Genomic DNA, 24,788 nt, shown 5'->3' on the forward strand with positions numbered 1-24,788 from the left:
TGAAAAATCGCAAGGCGCGGCTGCAAACCCCGTTGCATTACAAGGCAGATTTGCCGATATAGAAGGCCGATCCGAACACGGGAGTTGCCCATGCGAGCGCGCATCTACAAACCTGCAAGAACCGCCATGTCCTCTGGCACTGCCAAGACGAAGGATTGGGTTCTGGAATTTGCAGCCGAGTCGTCCCGCGAGGTTGATCCTTTGATGGGTTGGACAAGTTCGTCCGACATGAATTCGCAGGTCCGCCTGAGTTTCGAGAGCGCGGAGGCCGCAAAGGATTACGCGCAATCCAAAGGGATCGAGGCCGTGGTGCTCAAGCCCAAATCCCGCAAGCAGAATATCCGCGCGGGCGGCTATGGCGATAATTTCGCGACCAATCGCCGTGGCGTTTGGACCCACTAATCTTTTTGTCCGCGGTAGACGTGGCCAAAATCATTGCGTAGTGACGCAGCCAGCGGTCCCTTAGCTCAACTGGATAGAGCAGCTGACTTCTAATCAGCAGGTTGAGGGTTCGAGTCCTTCAGGGATCGCCATAAAAATAAGCTAAAAAGTCCGCATATAAACCTTCGTGTAGAATTTCAGCGAGACAATCAGCGAGACGAAGTGGCGTGGAATCGCGTAAGTTGATGTAAAAAATCCAGCCACCGTCCTACGCGTGTGGCTGCGTGTTTGCTCCCGCCCGCGCGTGCGTTGCTATCGGTGGTTAATGTTATCAGCCGCCACAGTCCAACAGATGAAAGAACGAAGTGGAGGCGCCGTGAGCGCTCATTTGCAAACAGGAGTAGCGAACTCTAATTTTTTTCTGAGAAGGATTGCCTTGGGATGGTTTTGGCCTGAATATCCAAAATAGAAATTTGGTTTGTGCATGAAGTGATTAGACTGTCAGTCTGGCCTCAAACAAGGAGCAAAAGGTGAGCTTATTTAATAAATGGTGGGACGCAGCAAACGCACTCGACAGGCCAAGTATGGAAGAATTGTTGGACGACAGCTTTATTTTTGTCAGACATAATACTGGCGAGAAGATGACCAAGAATGAGTTCATTGATTACTTGATGACAGGCGTCAGAGATCAAGTAAAATCTGAGGCCAGACGTTTAATCTATGAGAATGATGAAATCATTGTCAGTCATTCAATATTAGACGGACCAGCGGGTAGAAATGCAGTGATGCTGGTGCGTGTGGTGAAAGATGGAAAAATTACAAGAATGGAGTCCGGCGCAACACCGCTATCTCTTCAGTAAAAAGTTTAGCCACAAGAGCAGTCTGTATGGCCAAAGCTAGCGCGTTGCCATCGGCGTCCTAGCTATCCAAAACAACAGACAAACGGCTTGGGCGTGAGTGTCTCAGCTAGTCAATTTATGAGCAGATCGGAAATGGCGCAAATTATGAATACGTGACTGACTTTTTGCGCGGCATTTTTGAAGTTGGAAATGTTTTTTATTGATTCGTACTGTCATTTTAACGCGGTATTGAGCGGCTTCATCAAACTTCTAGCTGCCCCAGAATAGTCCGCTGAAAGTGGCTCAACAACGGCGATAGTTTTATCCTGTGCTTATATAATCCAAGAAATCTTAGAAATAACGCATACCCTTGGTGATCGAAACGTACATCCGAGGGAACTCAAGCTCACCAGTTGACTAGATCTACCAGAGCATAGGTGGAGCTAATGGGCTTGAAACGGTATGGGATTAATGATCGTGTCAATGCTGGCACCATTAACACACCAAATACGAGGCTTCAGCAGATTACGACCGGAATCGGCACTACCACAATGGGAGTTATCCTGGCAGCAATCGGAGCATTGTTGTTAACGCCTGATACTTTTCTGATGCGCTTTTCACAACTGGATGGCTGGAATATGCTTATTTGGCGTGGGGGCTTAAGTAGCCTAGCCTATTTCATTATTTGGGTAGTGTTGAATGGCTGGAAGAGTTTGCCAAAAGCAGCAACGCTTAGCTTTGGCGTTCTAATATGTTGTCAAATACTTAATGCTGTATTTTTTAGCCTAGCGATTGCACTGGCTCCCGTTGTGATAGTCCTTATTGGCGTTTCTACAGTTCCAATATTTGCGTCCCTTTTATCAATATTTATCCTGAACGAACCAGTTTCTAAGTTAACGCTAGTTACCGCACTTGTGGTTATGGCTGGATTGTTAATTTCACTACTAGGAAATGAAGTTGAGGGCTTAAGGCTGGACACAAATACTTTGATTGGATTGCTGCTAGGGTTAGGAGTAGCACTAGCACTTGCAATGAATTTTACTTTAATACGTAAGGATAGCGAAGCACCTTTTCCACTAGCATTGGCTATTGGAGCAATGTGTGCAGCTTTGGTGGGCTTTTTGTTCGCTGACACGTTACAATGGCTCTCTATAGCTAAAATGATTTCAATTGCCTTTACTGGTATAATTATTTTGCCACTGTCGTTCGTAGCACTTTCTTATGCTGCACGGAGCATAAAACCTTCAACAGTAAGCTTAATCATGTTGTCTGAAACAATATTGGGGCCTCTGTGGGTATGGTGGGGCATGGGAGAAAAACCAACTATGATGATGTTGGTTGGTGGAGGGATAGTGATCTCTGCTCTCGTTGTGTTCATTATGTTTGAGCGTAAGAATGACGAAAGCGAGACTGCTTAGCTGATCAATTCGACCTTAATCGTGGAGAAGCTTTTTGAAAGTAATCTTCCGATCTGCAGGAAAAAACAGTCTCCGTTGGTGGACCAACCGATGGGTACACGCCAGACTGCTTAGCTGGAACAGCATAGCTGAGCTTTGCCTTCGCCAACGGACATCGGAGTATTTTCTTTTGGCAAAATGGATACTTTTATGCAATCTGATGTGCGAGTAACGAAGTAAACTAGATGAACTGGACACTCGCTTCGTTAACGCAGTTCTTGATGCCAAAAGCCTGATGTGACACACTTTCACGCTAATTCTAAAATTAAGGCTACGAAAATTTTATGGTTATTCAATGGGAAAAACTTGCAAAAATCACGGGTAGAAACAAAGCTACACTTTCTTTTATGGCCACGAGTCTCTTTGATTTGACTGAGATCGGAGAGGACGGACTTGATGTTGATGTTGCACTAAAGCTATTGTTCAAGATCGGTTCGTTTGAGCGCAGTCAGAAAGTTGAAATCCTAGATTTGTCTCAAAAGCTAGAGAGTAAAAAAGATGAACTGCTTCAATATGCAGTTTCCCTCGAAATCGTAAAGGCAGAGCGTCGTCAACTCAAAGATCATATTAAGAGCGTTGAGCGTCAGTCTGCGGCAAACGCCATAAGGGCTGAGACGGCCGAGACTCGCCTCCATGAGGTTACCCAATCATTTGCATATTTGATTGAGCGCAAATCACAGGCCGACAAAATAGTGAAATTAGGAGAGCGAAATAAGCCTCCGCCTCTGCTACTTGTGAATCAAATAGTCCCAGGAGATTAGAGGACAGCAATTAATGGCGCAGAGGATTGGAGCGATTATAGTTGCCTTGCTTTGCTTGGTGGTGTTTGCAGCTGCAGCCATGGAGGCTCCAGAGGGGGTTGTTTACTGCGGAGGCGCTCCAGAGCGGCAGATTGAGTTTATCATTCGCCCAAGCGCTGGTGAGGAGTGGAATGTAACCATGTCCGTCGCCGGCGATACCGTAAGGGCAATGTCCATCTATTCATATTTTGGCAGGCAGAAGCCACCGGAGGGTTTTGTAGTTGCGCTGCTAGACGCAGGATAAGGTGGGCATTTATCAGCGAGACCCTCAGCGAGACAAAACAGGGTAAGTTTGCGAAGCATAGCGTAGTTTAATGCTTCTTGAAACTCTGTTTGAGCCTAAATAAGTTGGAAAAATAGGTTCTGGTCCCTTAGCTCAACTGGATAGAGCAGCTGACTTCTAATTAGCAGGTTGAGGGTTCGAGTCCTTAAGGGATCGCCACACGCATTCTCCGAATCATGCGCTGTTTTTCGAGTTTGAATGCCGTCTGATTTCGCAAAGTGAGAGTTTTCTTGCCACAATTCCCCAGATCGGGGCGAAAAAGCCCAAAAAACCCGATCTTTCATGGCTTGCACGCCCTTTGGTGATTGTAAGCATCTGGCCTATCGGTAAAAATTGTCTCGTCACGTCGGGGAGGCTACCTATGATCAGATCAGAGCTCATTCAAAAACTCGCAGAAGAAAATCCGCATCTGTTTCAGCGCGATGTTGAGCGTATTGTGAACGCGATCTTCGAAGAGATTATTGAAGCGATGGCGCGGGGTGATCGGGTCGAACTTCGTGGCTTTGGCGCTTTCTCGGTGAAACAGCGCGATGCGCGTATGGGCCGCAACCCGCGCACGGGTGAAAGTGTTCAAGTGGAAGAAAAGCATGTGCCTTTCTTCAAGGCGGGTAAGCTGCTACGCGATCGTTTGAACGCCTGATCTGTCCCACCTAGGAGCAACGCAGTGATCCGCTACCTCAAATACGCCTTTCTTGCTCTTGTCGCGCTGGCCTTGGTTCTGCTTGCTTTGGCGAACCGCGATCCAGTGACTTTGCGGGTTCTGCCCGAGGATCTGGCGGTTTGGGCTGGGTGGTCCTTTGCGATCGAATTGCCGCTGTTTCTAGTCATCTTCGGGGGTGTGGCTGTCGGGCTTTTGGTTGGTTTCGTTTGGGAATGGCTGCGTGAGCATCGCCACCGTGCCGATGCCAAGCTGCATAAGCGTGACAAGAAGAAGCTTGAGCGCGAAGTGCAGACCCTCAAAGGCCGTCAGAATGAGGGCAAGGACGAGGTGCTGGCTCTGCTTGAGGATGGCAGCGCCGCGCGCTAGGTCTGCGTTATGAGCGTATCTATCAAATTTTGCGGGTTATCCCGTGTCGAAGATGTTGTCGCGGCCGCTGATGCGGGTGCGCGCTATGTCGGCTTTGTGTTTTTTTCCAAATCTCCGCGCAATGTGACGCCCGATGAGGCGCGTCTGCTTGCTGTCGAGGTGCCCGTTGGTGTGGCCAAGGTGGCCTTGGTTGTGGATGCCGATGATGCGTTTCTTGATGAGATCACTTCGAAGGTTCCGCTGGATATCCTGCAGCTCCACGGTAAGGAAAGCCCCGAGCGTGTGGCGCAGATCAAGGCGCGGTATGGCTTGCCTGTGATGAAAGCGGTTGGCATCGCCGATGCCGAAGATCTGCCGCAGCTTGATGTCTATGCGCAGGTTGCCGACCAGATTTTGGTTGATGCAAAGCCGCCCAAAACCGCCAAGCTTCCAGGTGGAAATGGCTTGGCCTTTGATTGGCGCTTGATCGCAAACCGTCGTTGGCCTGTGCCTTGGATATTGGCGGGAGGTTTAACGCCTGAAAATGTCGCGCTGGCCGTGCAGATGACGGGCGCGCGCCAAGTGGATCTCTCCTCAGGCGTTGAAAGCAGCGTGGGGGTTAAGGATGCGGGCTTGATGCGCGCATTTGCCCAAGCGTTGGCCTAGCCGAACCACGCCTCGCGCCCTTGCTCCTTTCTGCGCTGCGCGTTAGGCAGATTGAACAGCAAAGAGGAGGCGTAACCTATGCCCGATGACATCCTGAACAGCTATATGACAGGCCCTGATGAAAGCGGCCGCTTCGGCGATTTCGGCGGGCGGTTTGTGTCGGAAACCCTGATGCCGCTGATCCTCGAGCTGGAAGAGCAATACGAGTTTGCCAAAACAGACCAGAGCTTCTGGGATGAGATGGATTTCTTGTGGAAGCATTATGTCGGCCGCCCTTCGCCGCTCTATCATGCCGAGCGTCTGACCGAGCGTTTTGGCGGTGCGAAAATCTACATGAAGCGCGATGAGCTGAACCATACAGGCGCGCATAAGATCAACAACGTCTTGGGCCAGATCATTCTGGCGCGTCGCATGGGCAAGACCCGCATCATTGCGGAAACGGGTGCTGGCCAGCACGGCGTTGCCACGGCGACTGTCTGCGCGAAATTCGGGTTGAAATGCGTGGTCTATATGGGCGCACATGATGTGGAGCGTCAGGCGCCCAATGTGTTCCGCATGAAATTGCTGGGGGCCGAGGTTGTGCCCGTGACCAGCGGCCGTGGCACCCTGAAAGACGCGATGAATGACGCGCTGCGCGATTGGGTGACCAATGTGCGCGACACATTCTATTGCATCGGCACCGTTGCAGGCCCCCATCCTTACCCCGCGATGGTCCGCGATTTCCAAGCGATCATCGGCAAGGAAACCAAAGAGCAGATGATGGAGGCCGAAGGCCGTTTGCCCGACACGCTGATCGCGGCGATTGGAGGCGGCTCGAACGCAATGGGTCTGTTCTTCCCTTTCCTTGACGACAAAGAGGTCAATATCATCGGCGTCGAAGCGGGTGGCAAAGGTGTGAATGACAAGATGGAGCATTGCGCCTCGCTGACAGGTGGGCGCCCCGGTGTGCTGCATGGCAACCGCACCTATCTGTTGCAGGATGGCGATGGCCAGATTCTGGAAGGCCATTCCATCAGCGCGGGTCTCGATTACCCCGGTATTGGCCCTGAACATTCTTGGCTGCACGAGATCGGGCGCGCGCAATATGTCTCGATCACTGATACCGAGGCGCTTGATGCATTCCAGCTATGTTGTGAAGCCGAAGGGATCATCCCCGCGCTGGAGCCGTCGCATGCCTTGGCCCATGTCGCCAAGATCGCGCCTGATCTGCCCAAGGATCATATCATCTGCATGAATATGTGTGGCCGTGGCGACAAGGATATCTTTACCGTGGCGCGTGCGCTCGGCTGGGAAATGAACGGCTAGGGCAACCACCCAAACAGCCTTTCCATTCCTCATCAACCTTTGGTTTATGCGTGTAGATAGCGGGTTTACGGACCCGCTTCTAAACGGTTAGCCAATTTCTCAAGCTGGGTTTCCTCTCCATCTGTCCTGCAAGGCGTGGCACTTCCGCTGCGCCGCAACCAGATGGGAGACCCATGATGAAAACGATTATGACAGCAACAGGCGTTGTTCTTCTTTCGGCAGGCATGGCCGTATCACAGGATTTAGCTGACCAACTCTTGGCGCAATATCAGCAAGAGGGATATGACTATATCGAAGTCCAACGGGGCCTGAATCAGATCAAGGTCGAAGGTATTCGCGCGGGACAGGAAACCGAAGTGGTCTACGATGCCGTGACTGGCGCTGTCCTGAGCACCGAGGTTGGACCTGCCGACGCTGAAGACCGTGGATTGAGGGGCTATGAGATCAGAACCAGAGCGCGTGATTTTACCGATGATGATGACAATGGTCGGGATGATGACGATGATAATGGGCGCTATGACGACGATGACGATGATGATCATGACGACGATCACGATGACGACGACAATGATGACGATGACGACAACGATGATAGTGACAACGATGATGATGACGATCGCGATAGCGATGATGACTAAAGCGCATTACGTTTAACCTCTAGGCTGTCTCTGGCAGAGCCAGAGACAGCCCATGGATTTGGAAATGATGAACCTGTTTCGCTCAATACTTCTTGGTGGTGGTTTGATCCTTGTTCTGGCGGGGGCAGGCTTGGCCCAAAGCGTCACCGAGCAGGTGATTGACCAGTTGCAGCGCCAAGGCTTCGAAATTGAAGAAACAAACCGGACGCTTCTGGGCCGTGTCCGCATCATTGCCGAGAGGAATGATTTCACCCGCGAGATCGTGTTTGACCCGCGCAATGGAGAAATCCTGCGTGATTACAGCTATTCCGATGACGGAGAGGCGGGCATCTGGGGCTTTCGTCGCGATGATGACGATGACAGGGAAGATGCGCGAGACGATGATGATCGCGATGACCGCGACGACCGTGATGACGATGATGACGATGATGGTGATGACGACGGGGATGATGACGACGGGGATGATGGCGATGACGATTGATCCCGTGAGCGGCATTCTTTGCCTATGCTGAACCGCTCGGGCACATATGCTACGATCCTTGTGTTGCAATTGCTTTGCGCGATCTTTTTTGTATCGGATATCATCTTCTCGGTGCTGGGTATTCCCATCAATCCGGTGCCTTGGCGCTACCAAGAGGCGATGGAAATCGCGGCGGCGCTCGGCCTGATTTCGGGGGTGGTGCTCAGTGCGATTTTGCTCAGCCGCGCCCGCAGGAGAACCCGCGCGGCGGAACAGGCCCTACGTGTGGCCTCGGGCGCCTTTATGGAATTGGTGGAGGAGCATTTCACCGAATGGGGCTTCACCCCTGCTGAACGGGATGTCGCCCTTTTCGCGCTCAAAGGCATGAGCCTGACGGAAATCGCACAGCTTCGCGAGACGTCAGAAGGCACGGTAAAGGCGCAGACAAACGCGATCTATCGCAAGGCTGGGGTCACGGGCCGCCCGCAATTCCTCAGCCTGTTTGTCGAGGATCTAATGGGGGAAAGCCTGCTGCCCGCGCCGGAGCTAGAGCCCGCGCCGCGCGCGCAAAGCGAAGAGCCGATCTCAGGCTGACCCATCATCTTGGTGTCGCGTGATGTCATAGGCCTCCAGAACATCAAGCGGCACGATATCCAATGCGCGTTGATGCGTGGCTGCAAGGTTCACATCGGGGGCCGCGCCTTCATCATGCGCTTGCAAAAAACGCGAGGCACACAAGCACCAGTGATCGCCAGGGTTCAGGCCTGCAAAGCCGAATTCTGGCCGAGGCGTCGACAGATCATTGCCAAGATATTTGGAAAAGGCGAGGAACTCGGCCGTCATCACGGCGCAAACCGTATGCGAGCCATGATCCATCGCGCCTGTATCGCAGCATCCGTTGCGAAAGAACCCCGTGACGGGGTCTGTCGAACAACTGGCCAAAGGCGCTCCGTGCACATTGATGGATGGCTCTATCTCGGACAAATCACAGGCTCCTTGCTGGTCTCGCCTCTCAGGGTAGAGCTTGCGCGAGGATGCGCAAGGGCAGCCAGCGTCACGATTTGAACCGGTCCGCCAATCGTTGAAGCGGACTGCGGGTGTCGGGCTCAGCTTCTGGTTCAGGTTTAGGCTCGGCAGGTGGCTTGGGCGTGGGTTTGTTGTCGGATTTGGGCGCGCCTTTCTCGGTCGGCTTGGCCTGACCAGTGCCCGATCGTGGCGGGTTTACACGCAGCGCCACCGCGTTAAGGAATTTGCTGCCATCCCCTTTGGCCAGTTCCGCGGCACCATCGCAGATGCCGCGCATCAGATCATCAAGCCAGTCCTGATCCGCCTTTGCAAAATCCGACAGCACGAAACCTGCAACCCGATCCTTATGGCCCGGATGCCCGATGCCAAGCCGCACGCGGTTATAGGCCTCGCCGATATGGGCATGGACCGAGCGCAGGCCATTATGCCCCGCATGCCCACCCCCTGTTTTCAGCCGCAGCTTGGCAGGCGCAAGGTCCAGCTCATCATGAAAGACGGTCACATCTTCGGGGGCCAGTTTGTAAAAGCGCATGGCTTCACCCACGGATTGGCCCGAGAGGTTCATGAAGGTTTCAGGCTTGAGAAGCAGCACTTTCTCGCCGCCAAGATTGCCTTCGGTCAGGCTGCCTTGGAATTTGCTGCGCCATGGCGCAAAGCCCTTGTCTTCGGCCACGCGTTCAAGCGCCATGAACCCGATATTATGTCGGTTCATCGCGTATTTCGCGCCCGGATTGCCTAGCCCTACCCAAAGTTTCATGCCACCTTCTCTAGCGCGGAACTTGGCGCGGTTCCAGCTACTTGGCAGGGCAGGGCGCTTGTGCAAGTTTGGGGGCCAGTTTGGAACAACACAGAACCGAGGCGCAGAGGCGTGACACAGGCTGGATCAACAAGCGCGGATGAGGTCTCGATCGGGATCAATGGTCTGGATTTACGGCTTCCCGCAGCTTTGGCCGCCGATGAGATCGTCGGAAAATTGCGCGACGGCACCTATGAAGAAGATGAAGCGCGCGCTGTTGATCGCTGCATCCGGCAAGGCTCGCGCGTGTTGGAGCTTGGCGCTGGTATAGGCTATGTCTCCTCGCTTGCGGCCCGCGCGGCAGGTGCGGCGAATGTGCTTTCCGTTGAGGCCAACCCCGACCTTATTCCAGTGATTGAGGGCAATCTTGCCCGCAACGGTCAAGCTGAGGCCACGGTCCTGCACGCCGCTGTTGCAGGCGATGTTCCCGAAGGCAGCACGGCCGAGTTTCATCTGGCTGATTTCTACACCGCCTCCAGCCTGTCAGGCGGCAGCGGGCGCAAGGTTACGGTGCCGCTTGTATCTGTCACCGATCTGATTGCCGCGCATCGGCCACATGTCATCTTGATGGATGTGGAAGGTGCTGAAGAACATCTCTTCGACAAACGCTGGAAATGCCCCTTGCGGTTTTTCGTGCTTGAGCTTCATCCAAAGAAATACGGGGCCGAGGTGATCAAGAAGATCGTCGATTTCATGTCCGCCATGGATATGACCTATGATCCGGTCGTCTCGACACGCAAAATCCTCGGGTTTCGGCGGGTCTGGAGCACGGATCAGAAAGAGACATAAGAAAAAGGCGCAGCCCGCAAAGGGCCACGCCTCAAATCTGTGTTAGCAAAAAGCCGCAGTCTTATTCTGCTTCGGCTTCCGCTTCACCACCTTCTTCATCCGAGGCGGCGTTATCTGCGCTCACCAGACCCGAAGGTGCTGTGATATTGGCGATAACGAAGTCACGGTCGATGGTTGGCTTTGCACCTGCAGGCAGGGTCACATTGGAGATGTTGATCGTATCTCCAATTTCCAAACCTTCAAGATCAACAGTCAGGTGATCAGGGATATCGCCTGCGGTCACCGTCAGTTCAACTTCAGGGCGTACAACGGTCAGAACACCACCGCGCTTGAGGCCAGGGGCGGTCTCATTGTTGATGAACTCGACAGGGATGAAAAGTTTCACCTGCGAGGTCCTGCGCAGACGCATAAAGTCAACATGGGTTGGAAGGTCTTTCACAACATCACGCTGAACACCGCGGCAGATCACACGCACATCTTCTTGGCCTTCAACCTGCAGGTTGAACAGTGTCGAAAGGAAACGACCCTGCTTGAGGCGCTTCAAAAGCACGTTAAAGGGGATCTGGATCGCAACGGGGTCTGCACCACCACCATACACGATACCGGGCACTTTGCCTTCACGGCGAGCTTGACGAGCGGCCCCCTTGCCTGTCCCCGTCCGTGCCTCAGCGATAAGATCAGGAATCTCACCAGCCATAGCTATTCTCCATATAATTAAGGGCCGCCTCCAAGGGTGTCGGGCCCGATTGAAGTCGCGCGTATAGACGTGAATCGCCGCGATGGCTAGAGGCAATTTTCGCCAACCCATTGCATAGTGCTTCAGGGCAGGCTAGCGGCGATGCCATGAGAATACTTCAAGACCTGCGCGAGACCCTTTTGCTATCCCAACGCCCCGCATTGGCCTTCATGATGCTTGGCATGTGTTGGGGTGGATTCGCAGCTCTCGTGCCACAAATCAAACTCCGGATCGGCGTGGGCGATGGCCTGTTTGGAACATTGCTCTTGCTCTCGGCTTTCGGGCTGGTGTCGGCGATATGGCTCGCTCTCAAATTCGAACGCTGGCTCAGGGCTTCCAGCTTGCCGCTGGCGGTGATGTCTATGGCCAGCAGTTTCCTGTTGATCGGATGGGCGCCGACACCCGCCCTTTTCGGAGTGGCCATGTTTCTTGCGGGCGCCTGTTCAGGGCTGACAGATGTGTTGATGAACACGCGTGTCTCCGAGATTGAGGCTCGCGAAGACAGGCCGATGATGAGTCTCAATCACGCGATGTTTTCATTCGCCTATGCCTTCTCGGCCCTGATGACCGGCCTGTTGCGTGAAGCCGGTGCAACCGCGTTTTTGGTGTTCCTGCTCTATTTTGTCGTCATCCTTGCGCTGGTCACCCGAACGCGGATCGAGCCGTCTTTTCAATCCGATGATGCAGCGACGCCTGAGGCGCGTAAACTCCCGAACGCCTTGATCGCCTTGGGCGGATTGGTCGTCATGATTGCCTTCATGACCGAAGCCTCAATCGAAAGCTGGTCTGCCTTGCATGTGGAACGCTCCCTTGGCGGGCGGGCTGTCGAAGGGGCGCTCGGGCCCTTCCTGCTCGGCTTCACCATGGGGATCGGTCGCCTGACAGGGCAAACGCTCGCCTCGCGGCTCAATGATACCAAGGTCATTTTCTGGGCCTCATTGATGACTTGTAGCGGTGCCATAATCGCAGCGATCGCAGCAGTTCCCTTTGTGGCCTATCTCGGATTTGCAATTCTGGGCATGGGCGTCTCGGTCATTGCCCCTCTGGCCTTGGGGCTGGTCGGGCGCCGCGCCACTTCTCAGACGCGCTCCACCGTGATCGCGCGGGTCTCGGGCTTTGGCTTTCTGGGCTTCTTCTTATCGCCTGCCTTGATGGGCTGGCTCTCGGCCATCACATCGCTTCGGGTCTCGTTCATCGTGGTCGGCATGATGGTTCTGCTGATCCCGCTGATCCTGCTGCCCCGTCTTCGGCGCGCCTGACCCTGCCCATCTTTGCTTTCCAAATACTTCCGCCGGAGGCATTGCGCGGACCCGCAGGGCCGCGTCATTCACCGCATTCAGGCCCAATCGCCCGAGAAGTTTCTGGGCACCAGCAAGTTCTGCCGCCCCAAATCCTTCACTTCCCGCTCCCCACAAAGCGCCATGGTTCCATCAAGTTCCTTATGGATCACCTCAAGCGCCTTGGTCACGCCTGCCTCACCCATCGCTCCCAGACCATTGACGAAAGCGCGCCCGATATAGGTGCCCTTGGCTCCCATCGCCAAGGCCTTCAAAACATCCTGACCCGAGCGAATGCCGCTATCCAGATGCACTTCGATCTTATCGCCAACCGCGTCCAGAATGGGCTCGAGCATCCGGATCGAGGACAAAGCCCCATCAAGCTGGCGCCCTCCATGGTTCGACACGATGATCGCATCTGCGCCCACCTCAGCGGCCTTCTTCGCATCTTCTACATCAAGGATACCTTTGATGATCACGGGGCCGTCCCACATTTTGCGGAACTCTTTGATCCGGTCCCAATCAAGGCTCTGATCAAAGGCCTGCGCTGTCCATGAACTCAAAGAGGAAGGATCAGTGATCCCCTTCACATGGCCTACGATATTGCCGAAAAACCGCCGCTTTGTTTGCAGCATTTCCCAGCCCCATTGCACCTTTGTCATCATATTGGCGACGGATTTGGGCGTGAGCTTGGGCGGCGCGGATAGCCCGTTTTTAAGGTCTTTGTGTCGCTGTCCCAAAAGCTGCAGATCAACCGTGATCACGATGGCGGAACAGTTTGCATCCTTGGCGCGCGCAAAAAGCCGCGTCATGAAGTCATTGTCTTTCAGCGTATAGACCTGAAACCAGAAGGGCTTGCTCGTGTTCTTGGCCACATCCTCAATGGAACAGATCGACATTGTGGACAGCGTAAAGGGCACACCAAATTTCTCGGCGGCGCGGGCGGCTTTGATCTCGCCATCGGCGCGCTGCATCCCCGTCAGGCCCACAGGGGCCAGAGCCACTGGCATAGATACATCCTGCCCGATCATCTGCGCGGCAGTAGAGCGGCCCGACATATCTACCGCCACGCGTTGGCGCAGGCGGATCAGGTCAAAATCCGAGGAATTCTCGCGAAAGGTCTGCTCGGTCCAACTGCCAGATTCCGCATAATCATAGAACATACGCGGTGTGCGGCGTTCATGGAGGCGGCGCAGATCTTCGATCTCGGTGATGACTGGCATGGCGCGGCCTCCCTTTGCGCTGGATTGGTTAAAGTTTTGTACCAATTCAGCAGGGCGGCGGCAATCCGTATTGGATCAGGCGCGATGCGCCCCATCTGCCAGCGATTTCACAAACTCCAGAATCTCGGGCACGGGCTTGCCTTCAGCGATCTGGTTCACGATGGCCGAGCCCACAACCGCCCCATCCGCAACGCTTGCAATATTTTCGGCGGCCTCTGGCGTGGTGATACCAAAGCCCACGATCACGGGCAGATCGGTATGGGATTTGATGCGCGCAACCTCAGGGCCAACATCGCCCGATTGCGCCGCCGCAGCCCCCGTGACGCCTGTGATCGAGACGTAATAGATAAAGCCGCTGGTATTCTCCAACAGCTTGGGAAGGCGCTTATCGTCAGAGGTGGGCGTGGCCAGACGGATGAAATTCAAGCCCGCTTTTTGTGCGGGGATACACAGCTCACCATCTTCCTCGGGCGGCAAATCCACGATGATCAAGCCGTCGATCCCAGCCTCTTTCGCATCGCTTAGAAAACGCTCCACACCACGGCTGTAGATTGGGTTGTAATATCCCATCATCACGATTGGGGTTGTGTCATTCCCTTTGCGCAACTCGCGGGCGATTTGCAGGGTTTTCTCCAAGCTTTGCCCGCCATCAAGAGCGCGCTGGCCGGCAAGCTGGATGGTCGAGCCATCGGCCATCGGATCGGTGAAGGGCAGGCCAAGCTCGATAATATCGACGCCCGCCTCGGGCAGGCCTTTGACGATCTCCAGCGAGGTCTCATAATCGGGGTCACCCGCCATGACATAGGCCACGAAAGCCTTTTTCCCTTCGGCCTTGAGCCGTGCGAATGTGTCGTCGATGCGAGTCATGGCGTCCTCTTGTCCCAAAGTCGGGACGGGTTTGGGCCAAAGGGGGGCAGAAATCAATGGGGGCCATTGCCCAAACCTCCTCGCCGCCGTAGAAGCAGGCGGATTTTGCGCATATCGGAGAGCGGTCATGGGTTTCAAAATGGGTATTGTGGGTTTGCCGAATGTCGGGAAATCGACCTTGTTCAATGCATTGACGAAAACGGCTGCCGCACAGGCTGCAAATTTTCCCTTCTGCACGATTGAACCCAATGTCGGCGATGTCGCCGTGCCCGATCCGCGCATCGATAAACTGGCCGCGATTGCAAGCTCCAAACAGATCATCCCTGCGCGCATGACCTTTGTGGATATCGCGGGCCTCGTGAAGGGGGCCTCCAAGGGCGAAGGTCTGGGCAATCAGTTCCTTGCCAATATCCGTGAAACCGATGCCATCGCGCAGGTCCTGCGCTGTTTCGTCGATGATGACGTCACCCATGTCGAGGGCCGCGTGGACCCGATTGCCGATGCCGCAACCATCGAGACCGAATTGATGCTGGCCGATCTTGAAAGCATCGAAAAACGCATGCAGAACCTGACCCGCAAGGTGCGTGGTGGCGATAAAGAAGCCATCCAGCAGGAACGTTTGCTCAAACAAGCCGCCGCAATGCTGGAGGAGGGCAAACCCGCCCGTCTGGTCGAGGTGGATGACGAAGACGCCAAAGCATGGAAGATGCTGCAGCTTCTGACCACGAAACCCATTCTCTATGTCTGCAACGTCGAGGAAGAGAACGCCGCCTCAGGCAATGCGCAATCGGCCCGCGTGGCCGAAATGGCCGCCGCGCAAGGGGCGGCTTGCGTGGTTATCTCGGCCAAGATCGAGGAAGAGATCAGCCAGTTGGACGCCGAGGAAGCTGAAATGTTCCTCGGTGAAATGGGGCTGGAGGAGGCGGGCCTCGACCGTTTGATCCGCGCGGGCTACGAATTGCTCGACCTCGAGACCTATTTCACCGTGGGCCCGAAAGAGGCCCGCGCATGGACCATCCGCAAAGGCACCGCCGCCCCGCAGGCCGCAGGCGTGATCCATGGCGATTTCGAGCGCGGCTTCATCCGCTCCGAGACGATCGCCTATGAGGATTACATCGCGCTGAATGGTGAACAGGGGGCCAAGGACGCGGGCAAAATGCGGGTCGAGGGGAAAAGCTATATCGTCAAGGATGGCGATGTTTTGCATTTCCTGTTCAACGCCTGAGGGCAATTCAAGTATTTCTTCGGCAAATTCGGCTAAATCTCTGCTTGTCCTTCGCCAACTGACACATTAGACCCGCCAGCGGAGATGTGGCCGAGTGGTCGAAGGCGCTCCCCTGCTAAGGGAGTAGGCCCGGAAGGGTCTCGAGGGTTCGAATCCCTTCGTCTCCGCCACTTTTCCCCTTAATACTCAATCTTTACATGAGCTTAGAGGCTGATGTGGGGATTTTGTCCCCAAATTCGTCCCCACATCGCATGACGCTTTCACAAAGAAATGGCGATACGTGCAGGCCAAAAGTTTCTTAAAATAGACTGATCTGGCAAATCATGCGCCGAACTTAGACATAATGTTGAGATTAGCGCGCGCCACCGTCCTACGCGCGTGGCTGCGTGTTTGCTCCCGCCCGCGCGCGCGTTGCTATCGTTTTGTGCGGAGGTGTGGCCGTGGCAGGGGGGTATGGGAGCTTTTTGGGTAGGGTGACAGCCCAGAACATCGAAATGCAATCTTACGCGAAGTCTTATCGTGGCCATACAACCCGACACCACTCTGGAGGAAAGACTGGTTATTCTAATACGCGCGTGTAAATCTGAGAGAGGACATATCAGATTAAAAGGTTGGAGGTATGGAAATGCCAAAGGGGTACTTGGTGGCGAACATTCGGGTCACTGACGCTGAAATGTTCCAAGAATTTTCAGGGATGGCAGCACCAGCCATCAAGAAATATGGCGGTAAGGTTCTGGCTAGAGGCCCCTTAGCGGACAGGCACGAAGGTGACCTCGCTGGCACTGTGATGATGATTGAGTTTGAGAGCAAGAACGCTGCCGAAACGTTCTACTTTAGTGCCGAGTACCAAGCAGCAAAGGCTGTGCGGGAAACATGTTCTGATACTGATCTGATGATCATTGAGGGCGCTGAGTAGTTCAGCCGCAACCATAGCAAATATATGAGTTGGCATGGCGTTGGCATCAGAAATTTGTTGTGACTGGTTTACCCAGTCGACCCGCAGCAAGCCTTTGGATGGCCCGTAGCGGGGCTGAGAGCGTGGCAGGGTTGGGTATTAGGAGTCCAGAAGCACGTGTGAACCTTTGGGCCTCAACCACGCTTGTATTGCGTCTACTTGGTATGGATTAAATGGATAGTGGGCATAAGTTGATGCCCATGTTCAGGACGCTGCCATCACTGTATTGGCACATCTGGTTTCCATTTATCCGCCAGCGGTTTCTAAGAAAACGTGTCATTTGCGGTTGCGTATAGTTGGCGCTCTCAGAAGCTTGGAGAGATTGACTCGCAGCAAGGAGGCCACTTGATGCCGCCATAAGGCGTTGTGCCTGTTCAGGGGTCATGTCGTTAGCCTCCCCCATTCAAGTGGTCCGCCCCTATAGTTAGGAAAGCGCAGGACCAAAGATGGCTATTAAGAGACCCAAGACCGAAGAGATTGTCGTGAAGTTACGGCAGTTTGAAGTCCTAATGGGGCAAGGCATGCCCCAGATTGATGCGATCCGGCAGATCATCGTGACTGAACAAACCTATTACCGCGGGAAGAAGAAGTACGGTGGAATGGGCATAGAACAACTCAAGGAGTTGAAGCGGCTGCAGAAAGAGAACGAGCGTCTGCGTCGCGCAGTTTCTGACCTGACGCTGGACCAGCTAATCTTGAAGGAGGCCGCATCGGGAAACTTCTGAGATGCCTAAGCGAAAATTAAAGAGCTTTTAATGTGACTTTCGTCTCGGGGAATGTGTCGATTGCTGCCCGCAATTCGGGGTGCTGTTTTGCGTAGTCTTTTATGTCTACGCCCTTGCGCGCTGCATCTGCTGCTTGGCGAAGGGCGATAACGCCTGCTGCTGCTCCGCCCGGATGGCTCAAAATACCGCCGCCTGCGCAGAAGATGAAATCGTCATTGTTCAATAGGGTGCGAGCAGGGTCGAGCTGCCAAACAGTTTGCCCAGACGAATAAACAGGCATGGCCAGATGCGGCGGTCCGCCATCAGAGACTGGGGTTTGGACCGAGGTCGCCGATTGCGCGATCACATCATCGGTTTCAGTGAATTTGTTGGACAGGCCATTGACGTGCAAATGGTCGGCACCCGCGAGACGCCAGAGTTTTTGCATCACGGGAAAACTGATCCCGATATCGGGCGAGCGTGAATAAATCCCCCATCCGGCGCGATGTCCGTGAATCGTCATGGAACTGCGGTTGCGCAGCGCGCGCAGGCCCGTCAGTCCGACGGAATTCATGCACACCATTGCGCAGGTGCCGCCATGTGTTTCCAGTAGGTCAAGATTGCGCCACATCTGATCAATCTCATCCGTGAGATTGAACGCATACATGATCCTTTTGCCCGTTTTGTCTGCATGAGCATTCAGAACACGGGACACTTCACTGACGCGTTCTTCAAACGGGCAATGGGGTCCGTTTGCCTGCAGCTCGTCATCCTTGATGAAGTCGATCCCCGCATCAATAAGTGTTTGGACGAGGGCGGCAGTTTCTGTGGGGCTTAAACCGACGCTTGGTTTAATGATCGTTCCGATTAGGGGGCCTTGATGGCCGCCCATGAAGTCCCGCGTGCCTTCTGCGCCGAATTGAGGGCCGGGATGATCTGCGGCGAAGACGCTTGGCAGATACATATCGGTAAGGCGAATGGCGGAAAGCTCGGCCAGTTCGAACAGGTTGCCCGCCAATGTAGAGAGCAGGGTTGGCAAGGAGGTGCCGAAATTGTCCAGCGACCAGCTGATGGTGACGGTGCCACGCTCGTAACGCTCTGCGGTCTTGCGGCATGGGAGCGAGGGCGTGGAGCTGCTGCCCGTGACCTCGATCGCCTCGATCCGTGCGGCGGAGCGTTCGCGCAGGGCATCTGTTTCGGAGGCCAATCTGGTGAATGTGCCTGTGGATTGCTCGCCTGCAAGCACCTGTGCCGCGCGCTCAAGGCCTACTGGGGTCTCAATGTCATAGGTTGCTGTAATTCGGGTCATCGGGGTCCTCCTCCGCTTCGGATCCAGCCGAAGTAATCATGGCTGCCCATTTGGCCGCCCTTTAGTGCAAGCTGAAGCCCATCCATTGGCCCCTCTGCATGTGCTTGAAACAAGGCAGCACCAGGAATGGTGGGGGCCAGCGCCGATAGAGCATAAATGCCTAATTGCCGTGTCGCATGACCTGACGTGTCGCCACCTGATACCACGGCGCGCTGCACGCTGCTTTGCATCAAGCTTTGATGTAGAACCTGCCCAAGGGCCTCGCCGACCTTTTGATTGGCCTGCGACATCTTCTGGCCCATTTGGGCGACGGCCTTTGTAAAAGTTTCAACCGCGGGATCATCCGGACCCTCTGCGGTATGGACCAGAGGGTCTAAACCCCGCTCTATTGCCTCAAGACAGGCCGTAACGCAGCGCGTGATCTCGCCTTCAAGGATGTCAGGGCCTTTGCAGACACTGGTCGTATCAAAAGCAATACCTTCAAATCCATTTGCCTTGGCCCATGAAATTTGTGCGGCAGTGGTGGGTGAGACTGACCCCGATACAACAATCATCCGCTCCGACCGCCCGATCCCTTTTGCAGCGGGAGTTTTTTCAATCTTGCCCTTATCTTGCAGGTGGCGCACGAGGGCGTATTCCACACCCTGAGACCCAACGACGAAGCGATTGGTATGACGCCCTTCCCAGAGCAGATGTCCAACGGCTGATTCTGTCGCCTCATCCATGCAATCGAGCGTGACCGTATCAATCCGAGCTGGGATTTTGGCGGTTTTTGGCAGAAGCGTTCCAGCGGAAATATCTTCCAAGTTCAGGCAGCGCGTATCCAGTTTGGCTGATTGCAGGGCGATATGTTTTGCCACATCCGATTCACACATTGGCGTCACGGGATGGCGCGACATGACAGGGTGCTGATCCAGCCTGAAAACCGCATCACCAAAGCCTGCAAATAAATGCCCGAAGGATTGATATCGCCGCATCTGCGGAGCTGCGATCAGGATCGGAACAGCGGCGGGTGAAAAGGTGTCTGCACCGATTTCAATGGCCCGACCGATGGACCCGATTTCTGGTGAAGAATCTAGGGTAGAGCAAACTTTATAATGCATTAAGGCCGGGTTCAGGGCCGCTAGTTTCGCAAAAATTTCTGGCAGTTCGGCATCCATCCATTCGGGGGATTGCGCACGCGCGGTTGAAGCAACGCCAATGCCTTTCAAATCAGGGAACTTGGCGAGGTGTTCCTGAGTTGGTGGCTCCAGAAAAAGCATGGCAGGCAAACCTGCAAAGGTCAGCACCTCCATCACAGCCGCCGCCCCCGTGAAGTCATCAGCATACCAAGCGACGAGAGGTCCGTCCGGCAGTGCGTTTATCGGTTGCCTCATAGCGGTTCGCTCCTTGCCGAATAAAAAGCGTTTGACATAAACACATACTTAGCTACTGATTATACCAGTTGTCAATTTATTCCCGCTCGGATGGCGGGAAACACGGGAGGAGAATTCATGCCGAAACTGGCTTTGTTTGGTGCGGGTGGAAAAATGGGGATGCGCCTTGGTGCAAACCTCGCCAAGAACAATGAATTCGAAACCATGCATGTCGAGGTGTCCGAAGCAGGGCGCGCTGCTGTTCGCGAAGCTTACGGCGTGGATTGCGTGGATGTGGATGTGGCTCTGGATGGCGCGGATATCATTGTGCTTGCCGTGCCTGACACGCTGATTGGCAAGGTGTCCCACGGGATCATCGACAAAGTAAAATCGGGAGCAATGATTTTCGTTCTCGACGGTGCGGCTCCGTTTGCGGGCCATATGCCTGAGCGCGCTGACGTGACCTATTTCATGTCGCATCCCTGCCACCCTCCGATCTGGAATAATGTGAACTCGACCGAGCAGCGCCGCGATTACTTTGGAGGTATCTCGGCGGATCAGGGCATTGTGAATGTTTTGGTTCAGGGCCCAGAAGAAGACTACGCTTTGGGAGAACGCGTAGGAAAAGCGATCTATGCGCCTGTTGTGCGGTCACATCGTGTGACGCTCAAGCAGTTCGCCTTGCTCGAGCCGGGCCTGTCCGAAACGGTCAACGGCTCGCTTTTGAAGGTGTTGCGCATGGCGATGGATGAAGTCGTCAAGAAGGGCGTCCCTTTTGAATGCGCTCGCGACTTTCTGCTCGGCCATATGAATATCATGGGCGCGGTCATTTTTGACGAGCACAAGGGCGTGTTTTCCGACGCGGCCAATAAAGCAATTGAATTCGGGATTCCGGTCCTGATGAAAGACGACTGGTTGCGCTGTTTCGACGATGACGAAATCGCAGCGAGTGTCGACCGGATCACCTGATCCAAGGTTATCGGGCCTCTGCCTGATTACAAAGAACGCTAAAGGGAGGAAACCAAATGCGTATGTTGAACAACACACTGACTGGTGTAGCCGTTGTTTTGGGGATGACTGCAAGTGCAGCCATGGCTCAGGAATTCAATCTGGCTTTCACACCACCCCTTGAGTCACACTATGGTGATGGCGGCCAAGCCTTTGCTGATACGATGGCTGAACTGTCTGGTGGCTCCATCACGATCAATCTGCGTCCAGCAGGTGCATTGGGTGGCGAACGTGACGTGATCGAAGGAATGCAGATCGGTACTGTTGATCTCGCGATCTCGTCGACTGGCCCGATCGGTAACTTCGTACCGGCAATCTATGCACTTGATTTCCCGTTCCTCTTCGCAGGCTACGATCAAGCACATGCCGTTCTTGATGGTCCAATCGGCCAAGGCCTTCTGGAAGAGTTCCAGGACCACGGTCTTGTTGGTCTGGCTTGGGGTGAAAACGGCTTCCGCAATGTTACCAACAATATCCGTCCGATCAACGTGCCTGAAGACCTTGAGGGTCTGAAGCTTCGTACCATGGAAAATCAGGTACATATCGCGGCCTTCGAGGCGGCAGGCGCAAACCCGACACCAATGAGCTGGACCGAAGTTCTGACATCCTTGGCGCAAGGCACCATCGACGGTCAGGAAAACCCTATCCCTGTTCTGGTTGCCAATAACATGTGGGAAATCCAAGAGCATGTGACATTGACACAGCATGTCTATTCGCCTGCCGTTGTCGTCATGTCCGAAAGCCGTTGGGATGGCCTGACGGAAGAGCAGCAGGGTTGGTTCATCGCTGCTGGCCAAGCGGCCGCTGCGGCAACCCGTGCAACAGTCGCCGAGAACGAAGCTAATGGCGTAGCCCTCCTCCGTGAAAATGGCATGCAGGTGGTAGAATCGGTCGACTCGGCCGCCTTTGCTGCTGCGGTTGCGCCTGCATATGCGCAGTTCGCAGAGCAGATGGGCGTTGCCGATCTGATCGCGGACATCCAAGCTGCACAGCAGTAAGCGTTCCTAAGCTAATACAAACTGGGGGCGCCGGACGAAATCTCGTGTGGCGCCCTTTTTCTCAAGGGAGGGGAACATGAACTTTTTGATCAAGCTGTCTGAGACTATCGTTCGTATGACGCATTATCTTGCGGCCTCGATGCTCGCGGTTGCAGCGCTTCTGGTGTTCTATCAGGTCTTGACGCGTTTCATTCTGAACGATGCAGCGGTCTGGTCAGAGGTGCTTGCCCGCGCGGTGATTGTCTGGGGTGTATTCCTGATCATGGGACCCGCAATCCGTTATAGCAAAATGATCCCCATTGATGTGTTGCGCAGCCTTCTGCCGCAGAACAAGCAAATCTGGATAATCCGGATTGTCACTGCAGCCATCGCCCTGTTTCTGTGTGTTCTCATTTGGTACGGCTATCAAATGACCTTACGCGTCGTGAACCAGCAGGTCGCCATGCTCAATGTGTCGGTTGCATGGTTCTATGTATCGATCCCGATAGGCGCGTTGCTGGCCATTCCGGGCCTCTTTCTTGCACATCTTGACGCCGAGCGCGGACATCTCAGCGCAGTGGAGGTATCAACATGAACGGTGCGCTCGCCTTTTCGCTTATCTTCTTTTTCGCGATCACCATCCCTGTCGCGGTCTCAATCGCGCTGGCGTCGATTTTCGGTATCGTGTTCTTCTCCAACCTACCTTTGCTGGTTGTTCCGCAAAAGATGTTCACAGGCCTTGATAGCTTTCCGCTGATGGCTGTGCCTTTCTTTATTCTTGCAGGAAACCTTATGACGAAGGGTGGCGTGTCACATCGTCTGGTAGATTTCGCAAAATCCCTTGTAGGGGGCACTCAAGGCGGATTGGCCAGCACTTGTGTCGTGGCCTGTATGGTCTTTGCTGCGATTTCCGGTTCCTCGGTTGCCACAACTTTTGCCATCGGCTCAATCTTGATCCCCGCGATGATTAGGCATGGATATCCTGTCAACATGGCGGCCTCTATCCAGGCGTCTTCCTCGGAGCTTGGCGTGATCATCCCGCCCTCCGTGCCCCTGATCCTCTTTGCGGTCTCGACCCAGACCTCGATCACCCAGCTGTTCATCGCCGGGATCGGTCCTGGTCTGCTGGTGGCGGCGGCACTTATCCTTATGGTGCAAATCTGGTGTCGTATGCAGGGCCACGGAAAGCTGGACGGAGAAGACAAAAAACCAATCATCGGCTCTTTTTTCAGCGCCTTCTGGGCCTTGATGATGCCTGTAATCATTCTTGGTGGCATCTATGGGGGTATTTTCACTCCAACCGAGGCGGCCGCGATTGCGGTTGTCTATGCCCTCTTCCTCGGGCTTGTCGTCTACAAAGAGATGACCCTGCGCGACCTGCCGGAATTGTTCAAAAGTGCCGCGATCTCGTCGGGGGCTGTCATGCTGATCATCGCTGCGGCATCCCTGTTCAGCTTTTTGATCAGCCTGTCCGGAATGCCAAATGCTGTCGGTGCTTGGGCGCAAGGTACCTTTACCAGTGCCTGGACCTTCCTGTTGGCCATCAACGCGCTGCTGTTCTTCATCGGTATGTTCATTGAAACATCAGCGGCCATCCTTGTGCTTGCGCCGATCCTTACGCCTGTTGCCATGGCTTTCGGTATTGATCCGGTACATTTCGGGATCATCATTGTGGTGAACCTTGCCTTGGGTATGTTCACGCCGCCTTTGGGGGTGAATCTGTTTGCCGCCGCACAAGTGGCCAATATTCCGGTTCAGCGGATGTTCAAAACGCTGGTCATTCCCGTTTTGACGATGATCACCGCCCTGATGATCATAACTTATGTGCCGCAAGTTTCGCTATTTCTACGAGACGTGATGCAATAGCCAAGCAGCAGGTCGGGTGGTTATCTTGTCATATATGTGTGAATACTGGAGAAACGAAACAGAGGAGAACGTCGCAAAATGAGCGCTAAGGTTGATTTTGATCCCATTGACGCCCCTATAGTTCGTCAGAAATTGTCGGATCAGGTTTTTGATCGCCTTTGGGCAATGGTACAATCGGGTGAGCTTTCGCCGGGTGATACCATGCCCTCCGAGCGGGCGCTTATGGAGCGTTTCAATGTGGGCCGTCCCGCTGTTCGGGAAGCGCTGCAATCCATGGCGAACAAGGGGTTGATCTCAATCTCCCATGGCGAGCGGAGTAAGGTCAATAAACTCACCCCCGGAATTGCATTTGATCAAGTCGACAGCATCGCAAAATTGCTTTTGTCGAGCGAGCCTTCGAATCTGGAAAACCTCAAGCAATTCCGAAAAATCCTTGAGGCCGGATCGATCCAGATTGCTGCGGGCAATTGCACACCAAAGAACATCGCAAACCTCCGTGCACTCGTGGAGGCACAGCGCGACAAACTGGGGCAGGAAAAAGCATTCATCGAAGCGGATATCGCCTTCCATGTCGCGATTGCTGCACTGACGGAAAACCCCCTGATTCAAGCGGTAACCCAAGCCATGCTGTCTTGGCTTTCTGCTTATTATAAACCTGTTCTACATTGGTCGGGGAGAGAAGATACCACCTTGATGGAGCATGCCCGTATCGTGGACTTGCTAGAAGCGAAGGATGTCTCGGGTGCAGTAAGATTGATGGGAGATCACCTTAATCGCTCAGACCCACTTTACGAAAATGGTTAAGTTTGGGCCGTAAGTCGGTGACGTTGCAAGAATGCC

The 24,788-nt window shown here is 54.2% G+C and carries 27 protein-coding genes, 3 tRNA genes and 1 pseudogene; 24 read left to right on the forward strand and 7 right to left on the reverse strand.

The window, feature by feature from the left end:
• Window positions 1-90 precede the first annotated feature (90 nt).
• The 13 genes from ACTYEO_RS00850 (at window position 91) to ACTYEO_RS00910 (ending at window position 8,429) form a co-directional block, all read left to right on the forward strand.
• Window positions 91-402, forward strand: coding sequence for an ETC complex I subunit (locus tag ACTYEO_RS00850; RefSeq protein WP_449321819.1), 312 nt, complete (start codon window positions 91-93; stop codon window positions 400-402).
• A 54-nt stretch (window positions 403-456) separates the two neighbouring features.
• Window positions 457-533, forward strand: a tRNA-Arg gene (locus ACTYEO_RS00855).
• A 378-nt stretch (window positions 534-911) separates the two neighbouring features.
• A complete protein-coding gene (locus ACTYEO_RS00860) occupies window positions 912-1,241 on the forward strand; it encodes a nuclear transport factor 2 family protein (RefSeq protein WP_449321820.1) in 330 nt (109 codons plus the stop codon).
• 425 nt (window positions 1,242-1,666) lie between these two features.
• Window positions 1,667-2,638 (forward strand): DMT family transporter, encoded by a 972-nt coding sequence (locus ACTYEO_RS00865; protein WP_449321821.1) that lies wholly within the window; start codon window positions 1,667-1,669, stop codon window positions 2,636-2,638.
• 323 nt (window positions 2,639-2,961) lie between these two features.
• Entirely contained in the window at window positions 2,962-3,438 is a 477-nt protein-coding gene (locus tag ACTYEO_RS00870) for a hypothetical protein (RefSeq protein WP_449321822.1), read from the forward strand.
• A gap of 404 nt (window positions 3,439-3,842) precedes the next feature.
• A tRNA-Arg gene (locus tag ACTYEO_RS00875) sits at window positions 3,843-3,919 on the forward strand.
• 202 nt (window positions 3,920-4,121) lie between these two features.
• Window positions 4,122-4,400 carry an integration host factor subunit beta gene (gene ihfB / locus ACTYEO_RS00880; protein ID WP_449321823.1) on the forward strand — a complete coding sequence of 93 codons (279 nt, stop codon included), beginning with the start codon at window positions 4,122-4,124 and terminating at the stop codon, window positions 4,398-4,400.
• 27 nt (window positions 4,401-4,427) lie between these two features.
• A complete protein-coding gene (locus tag ACTYEO_RS00885; protein WP_449322208.1) occupies window positions 4,428-4,787 on the forward strand; it encodes a LapA family protein in 360 nt (119 codons plus the stop codon).
• Between the two features lie 9 nt (window positions 4,788-4,796).
• Window positions 4,797-5,432 (forward strand): phosphoribosylanthranilate isomerase, encoded by a 636-nt coding sequence (locus ACTYEO_RS00890; RefSeq protein ID WP_449321824.1) that lies wholly within the window; start codon window positions 4,797-4,799, stop codon window positions 5,430-5,432.
• A gap of 78 nt (window positions 5,433-5,510) precedes the next feature.
• Window positions 5,511-6,737, forward strand: a complete 1,227-nt coding sequence (gene trpB, locus ACTYEO_RS00895) for a tryptophan synthase subunit beta (RefSeq protein WP_449321825.1) — start codon at window positions 5,511-5,513, stop codon at window positions 6,735-6,737.
• Window positions 6,738-6,910: 173 nt separating this feature from the next.
• Window positions 6,911-7,375 carry a PepSY domain-containing protein gene (locus ACTYEO_RS00900; RefSeq protein ID WP_449321826.1) on the forward strand — a complete coding sequence of 155 codons (465 nt, stop codon included), beginning with the start codon at window positions 6,911-6,913 and terminating at the stop codon, window positions 7,373-7,375.
• A 52-nt stretch (window positions 7,376-7,427) separates the two neighbouring features.
• A complete protein-coding gene (locus tag ACTYEO_RS00905; protein WP_449321827.1) occupies window positions 7,428-7,856 on the forward strand; it encodes a hypothetical protein in 429 nt (142 codons plus the stop codon).
• A 24-nt stretch (window positions 7,857-7,880) separates the two neighbouring features.
• Window positions 7,881-8,429, forward strand: a complete 549-nt coding sequence (locus ACTYEO_RS00910) for a helix-turn-helix transcriptional regulator (RefSeq protein ID WP_449321828.1) — start codon at window positions 7,881-7,883, stop codon at window positions 8,427-8,429.
• Here the strand turns inward: ACTYEO_RS00910 and ACTYEO_RS00915 are convergent.
• Window positions 8,421-8,810, reverse strand: a complete 390-nt coding sequence (locus ACTYEO_RS00915) for a DUF2237 family protein (protein ID WP_449322209.1) — start codon at window positions 8,808-8,810, stop codon at window positions 8,421-8,423. The two genes, ACTYEO_RS00910 and ACTYEO_RS00915, sit on opposite strands and share 9 nt — an antisense overlap.
• A 79-nt stretch (window positions 8,811-8,889) precedes the next feature.
• A complete protein-coding gene (gene pth / locus ACTYEO_RS00920) occupies window positions 8,890-9,618 on the reverse strand; it encodes an aminoacyl-tRNA hydrolase (RefSeq protein WP_449321829.1) in 729 nt (242 codons plus the stop codon).
• Between the two features lie 111 nt (window positions 9,619-9,729).
• Between pth and ACTYEO_RS00925 the strand changes: the two genes are divergently transcribed.
• Window positions 9,730-10,446, forward strand: a complete 717-nt coding sequence (locus ACTYEO_RS00925; protein ID WP_449321830.1) for an FkbM family methyltransferase — start codon at window positions 9,730-9,732, stop codon at window positions 10,444-10,446.
• A gap of 61 nt (window positions 10,447-10,507) precedes the next feature.
• Here the strand turns inward: ACTYEO_RS00925 and ACTYEO_RS00930 are convergent, their stop codons facing one another.
• A complete protein-coding gene (locus ACTYEO_RS00930; protein WP_449321831.1) occupies window positions 10,508-11,143 on the reverse strand; it encodes a 50S ribosomal protein L25/general stress protein Ctc in 636 nt (211 codons plus the stop codon).
• Between the two features lie 146 nt (window positions 11,144-11,289).
• On the opposite strand from ACTYEO_RS00930, the gene ACTYEO_RS00935 reads away from it, so the two are divergent.
• The gene (locus ACTYEO_RS00935; RefSeq protein WP_449321832.1) at window positions 11,290-12,441 is read left to right on the forward strand and encodes an MFS transporter; all 1,152 of its coding nucleotides are present in this window, start codon (window positions 11,290-11,292) and stop codon (window positions 12,439-12,441) included.
• A gap of 77 nt (window positions 12,442-12,518) precedes the next feature.
• Here ACTYEO_RS00935 and ACTYEO_RS00940 read toward each other — a convergent pair whose 3' ends face one another.
• Window positions 12,519-13,682: an alpha-hydroxy acid oxidase gene (locus tag ACTYEO_RS00940; protein WP_449321833.1), complete on the reverse strand. Its 1,164-nt coding sequence runs from the start codon at window positions 13,680-13,682 to the stop codon at window positions 12,519-12,521.
• Between the two features lie 75 nt (window positions 13,683-13,757).
• The gene (gene trpA, locus ACTYEO_RS00945) at window positions 13,758-14,549 is read right to left on the reverse strand and encodes a tryptophan synthase subunit alpha (RefSeq protein WP_449321834.1); all 792 of its coding nucleotides are present in this window, start codon (window positions 14,547-14,549) and stop codon (window positions 13,758-13,760) included.
• A gap of 127 nt (window positions 14,550-14,676) precedes the next feature.
• Between trpA and ychF the strand changes: the two genes are divergently transcribed.
• The 4 genes and pseudogenes from ychF to ACTYEO_RS00965 all read left to right on the forward strand — a co-directional run.
• A complete protein-coding gene (gene ychF / locus ACTYEO_RS00950; protein WP_449321835.1) occupies window positions 14,677-15,774 on the forward strand; it encodes a redox-regulated ATPase YchF in 1,098 nt (365 codons plus the stop codon).
• A gap of 80 nt (window positions 15,775-15,854) precedes the next feature.
• Window positions 15,855-15,944 (forward strand) — tRNA-Ser (locus tag ACTYEO_RS00955).
• Between the two features lie 449 nt (window positions 15,945-16,393).
• The gene (locus ACTYEO_RS00960; protein WP_449321836.1) at window positions 16,394-16,690 is read left to right on the forward strand and encodes a DUF1330 domain-containing protein; all 297 of its coding nucleotides are present in this window, start codon (window positions 16,394-16,396) and stop codon (window positions 16,688-16,690) included.
• Between the two features lie 485 nt (window positions 16,691-17,175).
• Window positions 17,176-17,445, forward strand: a pseudogene (locus tag ACTYEO_RS00965) (transposase); the annotation flags it as partial.
• Between the two features lie 25 nt (window positions 17,446-17,470).
• Here ACTYEO_RS00965 and ACTYEO_RS00970 read toward each other — a convergent pair.
• On the reverse strand, window positions 17,471-18,742 hold the full coding sequence (locus ACTYEO_RS00970) for a ribulose-bisphosphate carboxylase large subunit family protein (protein ID WP_449321837.1): 1,272 nt from the start codon (window positions 18,740-18,742) through the stop codon (window positions 17,471-17,473).
• On the reverse strand, window positions 18,739-20,118 hold the full coding sequence (locus tag ACTYEO_RS00975) for a four-carbon acid sugar kinase family protein (RefSeq protein WP_449321838.1): 1,380 nt from the start codon (window positions 20,116-20,118) through the stop codon (window positions 18,739-18,741). Before ACTYEO_RS00975 ends, ACTYEO_RS00970 begins: the two co-directional genes overlap by 4 nt.
• Before the next feature lie 117 nt (window positions 20,119-20,235).
• On the opposite strand from ACTYEO_RS00975, the gene ACTYEO_RS00980 reads away from it, so the two are divergent.
• From ACTYEO_RS00980 to nanR, 5 genes are all read left to right on the forward strand, one after another.
• Entirely contained in the window at window positions 20,236-21,066 is an 831-nt protein-coding gene (locus ACTYEO_RS00980) for a phosphogluconate dehydrogenase C-terminal domain-containing protein (RefSeq protein WP_449321839.1), read from the forward strand.
• A gap of 56 nt (window positions 21,067-21,122) precedes the next feature.
• Window positions 21,123-22,103, forward strand: coding sequence for a TRAP transporter substrate-binding protein (locus ACTYEO_RS00985; protein ID WP_449321840.1), 981 nt, complete (start codon window positions 21,123-21,125; stop codon window positions 22,101-22,103).
• A 76-nt stretch (window positions 22,104-22,179) separates the two neighbouring features.
• Window positions 22,180-22,677 carry a TRAP transporter small permease gene (locus ACTYEO_RS00990; protein WP_449321841.1) on the forward strand — a complete coding sequence of 166 codons (498 nt, stop codon included), beginning with the start codon at window positions 22,180-22,182 and terminating at the stop codon, window positions 22,675-22,677.
• Window positions 22,674-23,948: a TRAP transporter large permease gene (locus tag ACTYEO_RS00995; RefSeq protein ID WP_449321842.1), complete on the forward strand. Its 1,275-nt coding sequence runs from the start codon at window positions 22,674-22,676 to the stop codon at window positions 23,946-23,948. The genes ACTYEO_RS00990 and ACTYEO_RS00995 overlap by 4 nt, the downstream gene beginning before the upstream one ends.
• Before the next feature lie 78 nt (window positions 23,949-24,026).
• On the forward strand, window positions 24,027-24,752 hold the full coding sequence (gene nanR, locus ACTYEO_RS01000; RefSeq protein ID WP_449321843.1) for a transcriptional regulator NanR: 726 nt from the start codon (window positions 24,027-24,029) through the stop codon (window positions 24,750-24,752).
• Window positions 24,753-24,788 lie beyond the last annotated feature (36 nt).

Source organism: Rhodophyticola sp. SM2404, from assembly GCF_053570515.1.

Coding starts and splice junctions, on each gene's coding strand:
- ACTYEO_RS00960 (WP_449321836.1), top strand. CDS start 16,394: ATGGAAATGCCAAAGGGGTACTTGGTGGCGAACATTCGGGTCACTGAC.
- ihfB (WP_449321823.1), top strand. CDS start 4,122: ATGATCAGATCAGAGCTCATTCAAAAACTCGCAGAAGAAAATCCGCAT.
- ACTYEO_RS00935 (WP_449321832.1), top strand. CDS start 11,290: ATGAGAATACTTCAAGACCTGCGCGAGACCCTTTTGCTATCCCAACGC.
- ACTYEO_RS00990 (WP_449321841.1), top strand. CDS start 22,180: ATGAACTTTTTGATCAAGCTGTCTGAGACTATCGTTCGTATGACGCAT.
- ACTYEO_RS00910 (WP_449321828.1), top strand. CDS start 7,881: ATGCTGAACCGCTCGGGCACATATGCTACGATCCTTGTGTTGCAATTG.
- trpB (WP_449321825.1), top strand. CDS start 5,511: ATGCCCGATGACATCCTGAACAGCTATATGACAGGCCCTGATGAAAGC.
- ACTYEO_RS00995 (WP_449321842.1), top strand. CDS start 22,674: ATGAACGGTGCGCTCGCCTTTTCGCTTATCTTCTTTTTCGCGATCACC.
- ACTYEO_RS00900 (WP_449321826.1), top strand. CDS start 6,911: ATGATGAAAACGATTATGACAGCAACAGGCGTTGTTCTTCTTTCGGCA.
- ACTYEO_RS00890 (WP_449321824.1), top strand. CDS start 4,797: ATGAGCGTATCTATCAAATTTTGCGGGTTATCCCGTGTCGAAGATGTT.
- nanR (WP_449321843.1), top strand. CDS start 24,027: ATGAGCGCTAAGGTTGATTTTGATCCCATTGACGCCCCTATAGTTCGT.
- ACTYEO_RS00940 (WP_449321833.1), bottom strand. CDS start 13,682: ATGCCAGTCATCACCGAGATCGAAGATCTGCGCCGCCTCCATGAACGC.
- ACTYEO_RS00980 (WP_449321839.1), top strand. CDS start 20,236: ATGCCGAAACTGGCTTTGTTTGGTGCGGGTGGAAAAATGGGGATGCGC.
- ACTYEO_RS00870 (WP_449321822.1), top strand. CDS start 2,962: ATGGTTATTCAATGGGAAAAACTTGCAAAAATCACGGGTAGAAACAAA.
- ychF (WP_449321835.1), top strand. CDS start 14,677: ATGGGTTTCAAAATGGGTATTGTGGGTTTGCCGAATGTCGGGAAATCG.
- ACTYEO_RS00970 (WP_449321837.1), bottom strand. CDS start 18,742: ATGACCCGAATTACAGCAACCTATGACATTGAGACCCCAGTAGGCCTT.
- ACTYEO_RS00930 (WP_449321831.1), bottom strand. CDS start 11,143: ATGGCTGGTGAGATTCCTGATCTTATCGCTGAGGCACGGACGGGGACA.
- trpA (WP_449321834.1), bottom strand. CDS start 14,549: ATGACTCGCATCGACGACACATTCGCACGGCTCAAGGCCGAAGGGAAA.
- ACTYEO_RS00975 (WP_449321838.1), bottom strand. CDS start 20,118: ATGAGGCAACCGATAAACGCACTGCCGGACGGACCTCTCGTCGCTTGG.
- ACTYEO_RS00985 (WP_449321840.1), top strand. CDS start 21,123: ATGCGTATGTTGAACAACACACTGACTGGTGTAGCCGTTGTTTTGGGG.
- ACTYEO_RS00850 (WP_449321819.1), top strand. CDS start 91: ATGCGAGCGCGCATCTACAAACCTGCAAGAACCGCCATGTCCTCTGGC.
- ACTYEO_RS00905 (WP_449321827.1), top strand. CDS start 7,428: ATGGATTTGGAAATGATGAACCTGTTTCGCTCAATACTTCTTGGTGGT.
- ACTYEO_RS00865 (WP_449321821.1), top strand. CDS start 1,667: ATGGGCTTGAAACGGTATGGGATTAATGATCGTGTCAATGCTGGCACC.
- pth (WP_449321829.1), bottom strand. CDS start 9,618: ATGAAACTTTGGGTAGGGCTAGGCAATCCGGGCGCGAAATACGCGATG.